Source organism: Shimia sp. CNT1-13L.2 (assembly GCF_024331145.1).
Lineage (GTDB): Bacteria > Pseudomonadota > Alphaproteobacteria > Rhodobacterales > Rhodobacteraceae > Shimia.
Genome location: NZ_JANDJO010000011.1, coordinates 108,028 through 120,496, shown reverse-complemented (window position 1 = coordinate 120,496; position 12,469 = coordinate 108,028). Strand labels below are relative to the sequence as shown.

Genomic DNA, 12,469 nt, shown 5'->3' with positions numbered 1-12,469 from the left:
GGGGCATCCGCTGGGGCACTTTCGCTCGCAAAGCATGACAGCTCTGCGCTAGAGGCGATACAGCATTCAATGTCTGGAAGACTGGCTGGGATGGTAGGACTCGAACCTACAACCTACGGTACCAAAAACCGGTGCTCTACCAATTGAGCTACATCCCAGCAGTGAGGGGCTAATTAATGAAGCTGGCGGGGGGGCGCAAGCCCTGAATTGCATTTTTTTGTGGAAAAAATCTCCGGCCTTGGGTGGCGGGGTTGCGCCCGTTCCGGACGGGGAAAAGGGCGGGAAATCGGTGTCGGTATTACGTCGGTATCGCGGCGGTATTGCGGAGGTGCGGGATCGGGTTTTCGGGGGTCTTTGCTTGCGGTGTTTCCGGTGCGCCAATAGGTAGGTGCAGGGACAGTTGAAAGGTGAATGTGATGCGGATGCAGTGGGACAGGTTGCTGTGTGATGATCTTTTGGGGGCCGACAAGCAGCCGGAAAAAGATCCGTCGAGGGACGTGTTTCACCAGGACGCCGACCGTATCCTGTTTTCCGCGCCGTTCCGGCGGCTGGCCAACAAGACGCAGGTGCATCCGCTTTACGAGGTGGACCACATTCACCACCGCCTGATCCATTCCGCCGAGACCGCGAGCGTGGGGCGGTCGTTGGGCATGAAGCTGGGGGCCGGGTTGCTGGAGCGGGAGATCGAAGGCGTCGGGGCGGATGCGCCGCATCGTCTTTCCTATGTGTTGCAGGCGGCCTGTCTGGCGCATGATATCGGGAACCCGCCGTTCGGGCATTCGGGGGAAGAGAGCATCGGCAAGTGGTTCTGCCGGGTGCTGGATGCGGGCCACGGGCTGTTCTCGCAGATGAGCTGCGAAGAGCAGGTGGAGCTGCGCCGGTTCGAAGGCAACGCGCAGGGGTTCCGTATCCTGACGCGCACCGAGATGTACCGCAACGAAGGCGGTATGCGGTTGAGCCTTGCGACACTCGGGGCGTTTTCGAAATACACCTGTAGCGAACCGGCGGCGCGGGCCTGGAAGGCCGGGGGCAACGCACCTTATGTGTCGTTCAAGAAGCCCGGGTTCTACCTATCCGAAGCGGACTATTTCGGCGCCGTGGCGCAGGGTGTCGGGATGATCGAGGTTGCGGGTGGTGCAGCCCCAATGTGGCGGCGGCATCCGCTGGCCTTCCTTGTCGAGGCGGCGGATGACATTTGCTACAACATCGTGGACATCGAGGATGGCTTTGCTTCAGGGGATGTGTCCTATGAGGAGGCGGTAAAGCTCTTGGGGCCGCTTGCGGGCAACAAGACGGTGAAGGACAGCCAGAGCAAAGAAGAGCAGGTGTCTTACCTCAGGGCCATCGCGATCGGGCGGGCGATTGATTCCTGCATGGCGGCCTTCTGGGACAATTACGACGCGATCATGGTGGGGCGTTACAATGGCGCGCTGAGCGAAGATGGTCCGCTTGGGCCGCTGTTCAATGCCATTCGCGCCTTTTGTGTCGAGCGTGTCTTTACCTCGGCGCGCAAGACCAAGCTGGAAATTTTGGGCGAGCGGGCCATCGGCAATGTTCTGGATGCTTTCTCGGAGCTGTATGTGGGCTTGGAACGGTGCGACTGGGATCTGGACCGGTTGCAGGCGGAAGACGACAGCGCCCGCAAGCTGATCCGGGCGAGCGGGATCGACATGCGCGATGCACGTGATCCCTATAGCGCGGCGCGGTCCCTGTGCGATTTCGTATCCGGCATGACCGACCGGTATGCCCTGCAGATGAGTGACCTCGTGCTGGGCATCCGGTAAGCGGCGGTCAGTTCTCGAAACAGGCGGGCAGGGCGGTGATGCGGGCTTCGGTCATCGGGCCGCGTGGCAGCGCGTCTTGGGGCAGGGCGCGCAGCTGACCCTGCAGGGTTTCCATCTGTTCTGTGGTCGAGAGTTTGCGCTTTTTCAGCATGGTCTTCATGGCGAAACAGTCGGCTGATTGCTCGGTCAGACGGGTGGGGTGGATGGCATGTTGCGCGCATTCGCGGATCAGCCAGAAATCGGCGACCAACGGTGGTAGCTGTCCAAGGCGTTCGGGGTGCAGCGCGATGATGGCGCGGCCTTTGCGGTCGGTCGTGGCACCGCCAAGGCCCTCGACGGCGGGGTTGCCAAGGTAGGGCACTTCCATACCCTGCCAGGTGCGGCAGGTGGGGGGCTTGGCCTGTGCTGCGCTCGCGGCGACGAGGCAGAGGGCCAGCGAAAGGGCAAATGTCTTCATGTCACTCTCCAGGAGATTTGCCGCCACTTTACCACCCGCCAGAATCGAAAACGCCGGCATCGGTCAAGGATGTCGGCGTTTTTGATGTTTTTTCGGAGGGCGGATTAGCCTTGCAGGCTGCGCACCTCGATCTCGCCTTCTTCGCGGGCCTTCATCGCGCGGGCGGCGGCGTTGGAGGCGGCGGCGGTGGTGAAATAGGGGATCTTGTCCATCAGGGCCACCGAGCGGATTTCGCGGCTGTCGTTGACGGCCTGTGCGCCTTCGGTGGTGTTCATCACCAGCGAGATGTCACCGTTTTTCAGCAGGTCGACGATGTTCGGGCGGCCTTCGTAGACCTTGTTGACCTTGTCACATGCCACGCCCTGTTCGGTCAGCCAGCTGGCGGTGCCCGCGGTTGCGACGATGCCAAAGCCGAGGTCGATCAGGATGCGGGCCGCGTCGAGCATCAGCTCGGTCTTGTCCTCGTCCTTGATCGAGATGAAGGCCTTGCCTGCGGTGGGCAGGATCATGCCTGCGCCCAGCTGGGCTTTGAGGAAGGCGCGTGCAAAGGAGCGATCCCAACCCATGACTTCGCCGGTCGAGCGCATTTCCGGGCCGAGGATGGTGTCGACGCCGGGGAAACGGTTGAAGGGCATGACGGCCTCTTTCACCGAGAACCACGGCATGATCGGGTCGGCCAGGGTCATCTGGTCGGCGATTGGCTGCGGGGTCGAGATGTCGGCATCTTCCTCGTAGGGCGGGCGCTCGGGGAAGTTCGAGAGCGGCTCGCCTGCCATCAGGCGTGCGGCGATCGAGGCGATGGCCGAGTCGGTTGCCTTGGCGACGAAGGGCACGGTGCGCGAGGCACGCGGGTTGACTTCGATGAGGTAGATTTCGCCGGCCTTGACCGCGAACTGGACGTTCATCAGGCCAACCACGTTCAGGGCCTTTGCCAACGAAACGGTCTGGCGTTTGATCTCTTCGATGATGTCGGCTTCGAGCGAGTAGGGCGGCAGCGAGCAGGCCGAGTCACCGGAGTGGACGCCGGCTTCTTCGATGTGCTGCATGATGCCCGCGATGTGGACGTTTTCACCGTCGCACAGGGCGTCGACGTCGAGCTCGGTTGCGCCCGACAGGTAGCTGTCGAGGAGAACCGGGCTGTCGCCGGAGACAACGACGGCCTCGTTGATGTAACGCTCGAGCTGGGCCATGTCGCGCACGATTTCCATCGCGCGGCCACCCAGAACATAAGACGGACGGATCACCAGCGGGAAGCCGATGTCTTCCGCGATCTGGAGTGCCTCGGTATCGGTCGAGGCGATGCCGTTCTTGGGCTGCTTGAGGTTCAGCTCGTTCACCAGCGCCTGGAAACGCTCGCGGTCTTCGGCGAGGTCGATGGCGTCGGGGGTGGTGCCGAGGATCGGGATACCGTCTGCCTCGAGCGCGTTTGCGAGTTTCAGCGGGGTCTGGCCGCCGAACTGGACGATGACGCCGTGCAGGGTGCCGTTTTCCTGTTCGGTGCGCAGGATTTCCATCACGTGCTCGAAGGTGAGTGGTTCGAAATACAGACGATCCGAGGTGTCATAGTCGGTCGACACGGTCTCGGGGTTGCAGTTGATCATGATGGTTTCGTAGCCCGCGTCGGTCAGCGCATAGCAGGCGTGACAGCAGCAGTAGTCGAATTCGATACCCTGGCCGATCCGGTTCGGGCCGCCACCAAGGATGACAACTTTCTTGCGGTCGCTGGGGCGGGATTCGCATTCGACTTCGCCCATCATCGGGGCTTCGTAGGTCGAATACATATAGGGGGTCTGGGCCTCGAACTCGGCGGCGCAGGTGTCGATCCGCTTGAAGACGGCGGTGACGCCGGCGTTCACGCGGCGCTTGCGCACGTCGCTTTCCTTGTAGCCGGTCAGCTTGGCAAGGCGGGCATCGGTGAAGCCCAGCATCTTGAGCGCGCGCAGGCCGGCCTCGTCCGAAGGCAGGCCTTCGGTGCGGACCTGTTCCTCGGCATCGACGATTTCGCGGATGCGGGTCAGGAACCACGGATCGAACATGGTGACGTTCTGGATCTCGTCGTTGGTCAGGCCGTGGCGCATCGCCTGCGCGATGGTGCGCATGCGGTCCGGGGTCTGCTGCGAGATGGCCTTGATGACGGCGGCCTTGTCGGGCGCGCCTTCGATTTCCACTTCGTCAAAGCCGGTGAGGCCCGATTCCATCGAGGCGAGCGCCTTTTGCAGCGACTCGTGGATGGTGCGGCCGATGGCCATGGCTTCGCCCACGGATTTCATCGCGGTGGTGAGATAGGGCTCGGAGCCGGGGAATTTCTCGAAGGCGAATTTCGGGATCTTGGTGACGACATAGTCGATGCTGGGTTCGAAGGACGCCGGTGTCACCTTGGTGATGTCGTTGTCCAGTTCGTCCAGCGTATAGCCAACGGCGAGTTTCGCGGCGATCTTGGCGATCGGGAAGCCGGTTGCCTTGGAGGCCAGCGCCGAAGAGCGCGACACGCGCGGGTTCATTTCGATCACGACCATACGGCCGTCGGCGGGGTTCACGGCCCATTGCACGTTCGAGCCGCCGGTTTCCACGCCGATCTCGCGCAGGACGTTGATCGAGTGGGTCCGCATGATCTGGTATTCTTTGTCGGTCAGCGTCAGGGCCGGTGCGACGGTGATCGAGTCACCAGTGTGCACGCCCATCGGATCGACGTTTTCGATCGAGCAGACGATGATGGCGTTGTCGGCTTTGTCGCGCACGACTTCCATCTCGTATTCTTTCCAGCCCAAGAGCGATTCATCGACCAGGATCTGGTTGACCGGCGAGGCGTCCATGCCGGTGCGGCAGAAGTGGATATAGTCTTCGCGGTTGTAGGCCACGCCACCGCCGGTGCCGCCCATGGTAAAGGCGGGGCGGATGATGGCGGGCAGGCCGATGTCTTCCAGTTCTTCCAGCGCGAGGCGGATGCCCTCTTCGAGGTCGGCTTCGCCGGTGTCTTTTTTCGGTGCGGTGACGATCGAGGCGCGCGGGTTCTCGATGCCGAGGCGGTCCATGGCCTCGCGGAACAGTTTGCGGTCTTCCGCCATCTCGATGGCGTCACGGGTCGCGCCGATCATTTCGACGCCGAACTTCTCAAGCACGCCCATTTCCTCGAGCGCGAGCGAGGTGTTGAGGCCGGTCTGGCCACCCATCGTCGGCAGGAGCGCGTCGGGGCGTTCCTTTTCGATGATCTTGGCAACCACCTCGGGGGTGATCGGTTCGATATAGGTCGCGTCTGCGAGGCCCGGATCGGTCATGATGGTGGCCGGGTTCGAGTTCACGAGGATGACGCGGTAGCCTTCTTCTCGCAGAGCTTTACAGGCTTGCGCCCCCGAATAGTCGAATTCACAGGCCTGACCGATCACAATGGGACCGGCCCCGATGATCATGATCGAGGAGATGTCTGTTCTTTTGGGCATGGCGGACCTCGGATTGTGGGGCGGCGTCAGAGTGGCAGACTCGCCCGAATGCGCAAATTGTCGTGGGTTATAGACATCGCGGGGCAAGGTTCAAGGGGTATCGGGAATTTGCTGCAACTTGCCGCTTTCTACCCTGTTCAACTGTATCAAGGGGCGTATATGAGGTCCATTCTGTAGCATGGGGTATGGTTGCACAGTGAAGATTCGGTTTGATCGCGGTCCTGAAGGGCGGGCAGTGCAGTTTGCAGAGCCCGAACGAATGATCCGTGTCGAGACGTTGGACGAGGTGGATTCGGCGCTGGCCGATCTGGATTCGGCGCGTGCGGCGGGCAAATGGCTTGCGGGATATTGCAGCTATGAGATGGGCTGTGCGCTGGAGCCGCGCCTTGAAGACCGGCTGCGCGAGGACCGTGTGCTGCCGTTGATGTGCTTTGGGGTGTTCGATGCGCCCGAAGACGCACCGGAGCTTGCCGGTGGCGACTTTACCCTTGGTGGCTTTGCGCCGCGCTGGGATGAGGCCACCTATCGGGAGGCTTTTGACAAGGTACACGGGTTCATCGGAGCCGGTGACATCTATCAGGCGAACCTGACCTTTCCGCAGGATGCGACCTTCAGTGGTGACGTCGAGGGGCTTTATGCGGCGCTGGCGGCGCGTCAGCCGGTGGGGCACGGCGCACTTGTCTTGCAGGACGGTCTGCCGGACCTGGTGTCGCGCAGTCCCGAGCTGTTCTTTCGCACCAACAACAAGGGGCGTATCGAGACGCGCCCGATGAAAGGTACGCAGCCGCGTTCGGATGATCCGGTGGCAGATGCCGAGCGCAAGCTGTGGCTGGCGCGGGACGAGAAGAACCGCGCCGAGAACCTGATGATCGTCGATCTTCTGCGCAATGACATCAGCCGCGTGGCGAAACCCGGGTCGGTGCATGTGCCGGAACTGTTCAAGGTCGAGAGCTATGCCACGGTGCACCAGATGGTGTCCTTGGTGGCGGCAGAGCTTCAGGATGGAGCCGGGCTTGGCGATATTCTGCGGGCGCTGTTCCCCTGCGGGTCGATCACCGGTGCGCCCAAGCTGAGGTCAATGCAGATTCTGTATGATCTGGAGCCGTGGGTGCGGGACATCTACTGCGGGTCGATTGGCTGGGCGGCGCCGGATGGGTCGTCCGAGTTCAACGTGGCGATCCGCACCCTGATGGTGGACGAGGATCGTGCCGTGCTGAATGTCGGTGGCGGCGTGGTCTGGGACAGCACCGGGCCATCGGAATACGAGGAGGCGCTATGGAAAGCCCGTTTCGCGAGCCAATTCCCGACGGAACCCGCCTGATCGAGACCTTCCGGTTTGAGCCTGAGAGCGGGTTTCACGATCTTCCCCGGCATCTGCAACGGCTGGAGCGGTCGGCGGACAGCTTTGGGTATCCGTTTGACCGTGAGGGCATTGTTGGTGAACTGGCGGAGTATACTGCCGATCAGGCCATGCGCTGTCGTCTGACCCTTGGGGCGGACGGGGGGCGCGACTTTACCTCGGCCCCGCTTGGGGTGACTGCGGCGCGCTGGACGGTGGCGATTGCCGAGACGCGGTTGCGATCGGATGATGTCTGGCTTGTGCACAAGACCACGCAGCGCGCGGTTTACGACAGGGCGCGTGCCGCTCTGCCGGAAGGGGTGGATGAGTGGCTGTTTCTGAACGAGCGTGATGAACTGTGCGAAGGCACGATCACCAACGTCTTTGTCACCCTGCAAAACGGTGAACGGGTGACGCCGCCGCTGGGTTCGGGCTGTCTTCCGGGAGTGCTGCGTCAGCGTCTGCTGGAGCATGGGGATGTACGGGAACAGGTCGTAACCTTGCAGGATCTGAAAACGGCGCAAGCGTTCACCATGGGCAACTCCTTGCGGGGTGAAATCCCTGCCGTCCTGATTGCGCCCTGAAACCCTGAACCATGGACAACATCGCCGCTTGCGACGGTGTGGGGAAATTAACTGGACACCTGACGCCGAAAAATCGCCCAAAGCGGGGTGGTTCCCTTGACTTTGTGCCCGCGAAGAGGTGTATCAGCGCGACTTCATTTATTTGACCCGTCAGAGGGAGCGACCATGCACGCCTTTCGCAGCCACACCTGCGCCGAACTGAACAAATCCAATGTCGGCGAAACCGTCCGTCTGTCGGGCTGGGTCCACCGGGTCCGTGACCACGGCGGCATCCTGTTCATCGACCTGCGCGACCACTATGGCGTGACGCAGGTTCTGTGCGATCCCGACAGCCCGGTCTTTGCCGAGATGGAGAAGGTGCGCAGCGAATGGTGTATCCGCATCGACGGCAACGTGAAGGCGCGTGACGAAGATCTGGTGAACCCGAAGATCCCGACTGGCGAGGTCGAGGTGTTCGTGCGTGATCTGGAGATCCTTGGCGCGGCTGACGAACTGCCGCTGATGGTGTTCGGCGATCAGGAATATCCGGAAGAAACCCGTCTGAAGTACCGCTTCCTCGACCTGCGCCGCGAGGCGATGCAGGACAATATGAAGCTGCGCTCGGACGTTGTGATGTCGATGCGCAAGCGCATGTGGGACACCGGTTTCCGCGAATACCAGACCCCGATCATCACCGCCTCCAGCCCCGAAGGTGCGCGTGACTTCCTTGTTCCGTCGCGTCTGCATCCGGGTAAGTTCTATGCGCTGCCGCAGGCGCCGCAGCAGTTCAAGCAGCTGATGATGGTTGCGGGCTTTGACAAATACTTCCAGATCGCACCGTGCTTCCGTGACGAAGACCCGCGTGCCGACCGTTCGCCGACCGATTTCTACCAGCTCGACATGGAGATGTCCTTTGTTGAACAGCAGGACGTCTTCGACACGATCGAGCCGGTTCTGAAAGGTGTGTTCGAAGAGTTCGGCGGTGGTCGCAAGGTTGATCAGGACTGGCCGCAGATTTCCTACAAGGACGCGGCCCTGTGGTATGGCACTGACAAGCCGGACCTTCGGAACCCGATCAAGATGCAGATCGTGTCGGAGCACTTCCGTGGTTCGGGTTTTGCGATCTTTGCCAAGCTGCTTGAGCAGGAAGGCACCGAAGTGCGCGCCATTCCCGCACCGAAAGGCGGTTCGCGCAAGTTCTGTGACCGCATGAACAAGTTCGCCCAGCAGGAAGGTCTGCCGGGTATGGGCTATATCTTCTGGCGCGAGAAAACCGCAGACGGCGTGGCGCAGGAACTGGGTATTTCAGTGAAGGAAGCCCAGGCCAAGCTGAAGTCCGGCGAGGTCGAAGGTGGTATGGAGGCGGCTGGTCCGCTGGCCAAGAACATCGGCCCCGAACGGACCGAAGCCATCCGTCAGCAACTGGGTCTGGACGTGGGCGACGCGGCCTTCTTCCTTGGCGGCAAGCCGAAGGCCTTTGAAGGCGTGGCCGGCCGTGCCCGCGCCGTGATCGGTGACGAACTTGGCTTGACCGAGAAAGACCGTTTCGCCTTTGCATGGATCGTCGACTTCCCGATTTTCGAGGCGGACGAAGAAACCGGCGAGATCGACTTTGAACACAACCCGTTCTCGATGCCGCAAGGTGGCATGGACGCGCTGAACGGCGATCCGCTGGCGGTGAAGGGTTATCAGTATGACCTCGCCTGTAACGGTTACGAACTGGTGTCGGGTGCGATCCGGAACCACAAGCCGGAAATCATGCTGAAGGCCTTTGAACTGGCCGGATACGGTGAAGACGAGGTGAAGAACCGCTTTGGTGCGCTGTTCAACGCCTTCCACTATGGCGCGCCGCCGCACGGTGGCTGTGCCGCTGGTATCGACCGTATCGTGATGCTGCTGGCCGATCAGCAGAACATTCGCGAAGTGATGATGTTCCCGATGAACCAGCGCGCCGAAGACCTGATGATGAACGCACCGTCCGATCCGTCTTCGGATCAGATGATGGAACTGGGTCTGCGCATCATTCCCCAGGACTGATTTGCAAACATAGCTTGAACGAAAGGCCGTCCCGCTTGGGGCGGCCTTTTTCGTGGGCGGGGAATGGCCGAGGGGGAGCGATCCGCGCTTTTCGTCATCAAAAACCGACGGAAGCTGGGGTATTCTGCGTATGAGTGTCGTGGTGCGGTGATTGCCGCGCCGGTTTTGCAAGGGAGTTTCACGGTGTTTGATCCCGTCATGGCGGAAACGCGGTTTGGATATGGCCTGTCGCCGCGCATTGCCGCGCCAGAAAGCATCGGCGTTATGCTGGCCGGTCTCAAGGGGCGCGACGCGATGGCAGACCGCTTTCCCATCGAGACCTTTGAAAGTTTTGGCCCGCGCGAGGCCGAGCGTATCCGGCTGCGCCGCATTACTCGCGGGCGCGCCGAGGGTGATGTCGAGGCTGCAGATGCTGCCTTGCGCGACCTGAAAGAGCAGACGCGGCGCGACGCGCTGAAATGGTTGCGTCAGGACATGTTACGGCGGGTGCGGACGCAGACCGGTTTTCGCGAGCGGCTGGTTGCCTTCTGGGCTGACCATTTCACGGCGATGGGCAAGGGGGCGGTGATCAACATGGCCACCGGCCCTTATGTGGAAGAGGCCATTCGCCCGCATGTTGGCGGGCGTTTTGAAGACATGCTGATCGCGGCGTCCGTGCATCCCCTGATGCTGCACTATCTGGATCAGAACGCATCTATCGGGCCGAACAGCCGGCGGGCGCAGAAAAAGGGGGGCGCGCGGGGTTTGAATGAAAACCTGGCGCGGGAAATCCTTGAGTTGCACACGCTGGGTGTGGACGGGCCCTATACCCAGACGGATGTCAGGCAGTTGGCCGAGTTGCTGACCGGCTTGAAATGGGCGCCGCTGAAAGGCGCGGTTTTCCTTGAGGGTGTGGTTGAGCCCGGCGCGGAAGAGGTGTTGGGAAAAACCTATGGCCCTGATGGGGGCGTCGAGGCCATTCATGCGGCCCTGCGCGATCTGGCGCGCCACCCGGCAACGGCACGGCATATTGCCTGGAAACTCGCGGTTCATTTCGTATCCGACACCCCCGATCCCGACATGGTGACGCTGATGACGCGGGCCTATCTGGATACAGGCGGGGATCTGACGGCGGTCTATAAGGTTCTGCTGAGCCATCCTTCGGCATGGGCGGCGGATGCGGGAAATTTCAAGCGCCCGATCACCTTTGTGAGTTCGACATTGCGGGCGCTGGACCTGCCGGTGCGCTGGGCGGAAGCGTGGAAACCTGCCCGCGTCGGGCGGCACTTTTTCCGACCGCTGTTGCGCATGGGGCAACGCTGGCAACGTCCTGCGGGGCCGGATGGCTGGGCCGAGGAAGACGCGGCATGGATCACGCCGCAGGGTATGGCGGCGCGGATGCAATGGGCGCTGGGTTTGCCGGAAATGATGGGCGACAGAATGCCGGATCCGCGTGAATTCGTGGCAGCGGCCCTTGGGCCGACCCCGCCGCAGCGCGTGGTGTTCGCGGCCGAGGCCGCCGAGAACCGCCGCGAAGGCGTTGCGCTGGTGCTGATGTCGCCTGCGTTCCAGAAGGTGTGAGGAGGAAAGTCATGACGCATGAGTTGACACGACGCGGGTTCCTGATGCGCGGCGCGGCGATTGGTTGTTCCGCGGCGGCCAGCCCGCTGATCACGCCAATGAGTTTTGCCGCGACACCCTGGGACAATCGCCTTGTGGTGATCATCCTGCGGGGCGGTTTGGATGGCTTGGATGCGGTCCGGCCATGGGGCGATGCGGCCTTTGCCAGTGCGCGGCCCAATCTGGCAGGGCAGAAGGCGTCTGCCCTTGATCTAGATGGCTATTTCGGGCTGCATCCCGCGATGAAACCCCTTATGGGGCTGTGGAACAAGGGCGAGCTGGCCTTTGTGCATGCGGTCTCGCAGCCTTATCGCGACAAGCGTAGCCACTTTGACGGGCAGGACCTGTTGGAGGCGGGCGCGGTTTCCCTTGCCTCTGGCACGCAGCGGGATGGCTGGCTGAACCGGATGCTGCAGGGCATTCCGGGTGTCGAGGCGCAGACGACCTTTACCATCGGGCAGGAGAACATGCTGCTCACCAGTGGCGATGCGCCGGTGTCGAACTGGTCGCCGGATGTGGATGTGACCCTGAGCGAACAGGGCCTGCGGTTGCTGGAGCTGACCATGCAGGACGATCCGGCCATGGCGGCGGTCATGCGCGAGGCAGTGATGCTGGCGGGGCAGGATGGCGATGCTGTTGTGGCCGAGAGCGAGGCGCAGATGATGGAGGCCATGGGCAATGACATGGCGGCTTCGCGCAAGGGCAAGGGGCATCATCGCATTGCGGATTTCGCGGCCGAGCAGTTGCGCAGTGATGCGCGGATCGCGACGTTTTCGCTGGGCGGGTGGGATACCCATGCCCGTCAGGAAATTACTTTGAAGCGGCCGCTTGAGCAACTCTCCGAGGTGCTGTTGCACCTGCGCAAGGGTGTCGGGGCGTCGGTCTGGGGCAAGACGACGGTTGTGGCCATGACCGAGTTTGGCAGGACCGTGCGGGAAAACGGCACCAAGGGTACTGATCACGGGACCGGCGGGTTGATGGTTCTGTCGGGCGGCGCCATTCGCGGCGGCAAGGTCTATGGCCAGTGGCCGGGGCTGGAAGAAGCCGCGCTGTATGATCGGCGCGACCTGATGCCGACAGGCGATGTGCGGGCCTGGGCAGCCTGGGCGATGCGCGGCAGCTTTGGCATTTCTAGGGCGCGGCTGGAAGAGGTGATCTTTCCCGGTCTCGATATGGGGAATAACCCGCATATGATGTTGTAAGCTCAAAGGCTTGGCAGGGGCTGGGCCTTTGTGCAAATGTCATGCGACGAG

8 protein-coding genes and 1 tRNA gene are annotated in these 12,469 nt (G+C 62.0%); 6 read left to right on the top strand and 3 right to left on the bottom strand.

The genetic code is table 11. The features are described from left to right. Nucleotides 1-82: 82 nt before the first annotated feature. Nucleotides 83-158, bottom strand: a tRNA-Gln gene (locus NNA36_RS17945). 258 nt (nucleotides 159-416) lie between these two features. On the opposite strand from NNA36_RS17945, the gene dgt reads away from it, so the two are divergent. Next, entirely contained in the window at nucleotides 417-1,784 is a 1,368-nt protein-coding gene (gene dgt, locus NNA36_RS17940) for a dGTP triphosphohydrolase (RefSeq protein ID WP_255109598.1), read from the top strand. A gap of 7 nt (nucleotides 1,785-1,791) precedes the next feature. Here dgt and NNA36_RS17935 read toward each other — a convergent pair whose 3' ends face one another. Together NNA36_RS17935 and carB are read right to left on the bottom strand one after the other, a co-directional pair. Then, nucleotides 1,792-2,241, bottom strand: coding sequence for a hypothetical protein (locus NNA36_RS17935; RefSeq protein WP_255109596.1), 450 nt, complete (start codon nucleotides 2,239-2,241; stop codon nucleotides 1,792-1,794). Between the two features lie 104 nt (nucleotides 2,242-2,345). Continuing rightward, the gene (gene carB / locus NNA36_RS17930; RefSeq protein ID WP_255109593.1) at nucleotides 2,346-5,678 is read right to left on the bottom strand and encodes a carbamoyl-phosphate synthase large subunit; all 3,333 of its coding nucleotides are present in this window, start codon (nucleotides 5,676-5,678) and stop codon (nucleotides 2,346-2,348) included. Nucleotides 5,679-5,874: 196 nt separating this feature from the next. On the opposite strand from carB, the gene NNA36_RS17925 reads away from it, so the two are divergent. The 5 genes from NNA36_RS17925 (at nucleotide 5,875) to NNA36_RS17905 (ending at nucleotide 12,418) form a co-directional block, all read left to right on the top strand. Beyond that, nucleotides 5,875-6,999 (top strand): aminodeoxychorismate synthase component I, encoded by a 1,125-nt coding sequence (locus NNA36_RS17925; RefSeq protein WP_255109591.1) that lies wholly within the window; start codon nucleotides 5,875-5,877, stop codon nucleotides 6,997-6,999. Then, complete coding sequence (locus NNA36_RS17920) at nucleotides 6,954-7,601, top strand: aminotransferase class IV family protein (RefSeq protein ID WP_255109590.1); 648 nt, start codon at nucleotides 6,954-6,956, stop codon at nucleotides 7,599-7,601. Before NNA36_RS17925 ends, NNA36_RS17920 begins: the two co-directional genes overlap by 46 nt. Before the next feature lie 165 nt (nucleotides 7,602-7,766). Continuing rightward, a complete protein-coding gene (aspS, locus tag NNA36_RS17915; RefSeq protein ID WP_255109588.1) occupies nucleotides 7,767-9,617 on the top strand; it encodes an aspartate--tRNA ligase in 1,851 nt (616 codons plus the stop codon). Nucleotides 9,618-9,800: 183 nt separating this feature from the next. Continuing rightward, nucleotides 9,801-11,177, top strand: a complete 1,377-nt coding sequence (locus tag NNA36_RS17910; RefSeq protein ID WP_255109586.1) for a DUF1800 domain-containing protein — start codon at nucleotides 9,801-9,803, stop codon at nucleotides 11,175-11,177. 11 nt (nucleotides 11,178-11,188) lie between these two features. Then, nucleotides 11,189-12,418 carry a DUF1501 domain-containing protein gene (locus tag NNA36_RS17905; RefSeq protein ID WP_255109584.1) on the top strand — a complete coding sequence of 410 codons (1,230 nt, stop codon included), beginning with the start codon at nucleotides 11,189-11,191 and terminating at the stop codon, nucleotides 12,416-12,418. Nucleotides 12,419-12,469: the final 51 nt, after the last annotated feature.

What these genes read in the sequence shown, in the direction of transcription:
- dgt (WP_255109598.1), top strand. Translation starts at nt 417, where the DNA reads ATGCGGATGCAGTGGGACAGGTTGCTGTGTGATGATCTTTTGGGGGCC.
- NNA36_RS17935 (WP_255109596.1), bottom strand. Translation starts at nt 2,241, where the DNA reads ATGAAGACATTTGCCCTTTCGCTGGCCCTCTGCCTCGTCGCCGCGAGC.
- carB (WP_255109593.1), bottom strand. Translation starts at nt 5,678, where the DNA reads ATGCCCAAAAGAACAGACATCTCCTCGATCATGATCATCGGGGCCGGT.
- NNA36_RS17920 (WP_255109590.1), top strand. Translation starts at nt 6,954, where the DNA reads ATGGAAAGCCCGTTTCGCGAGCCAATTCCCGACGGAACCCGCCTGATC.
- aspS (WP_255109588.1), top strand. Translation starts at nt 7,767, where the DNA reads ATGCACGCCTTTCGCAGCCACACCTGCGCCGAACTGAACAAATCCAAT.
- NNA36_RS17905 (WP_255109584.1), top strand. Translation starts at nt 11,189, where the DNA reads ATGACGCATGAGTTGACACGACGCGGGTTCCTGATGCGCGGCGCGGCG.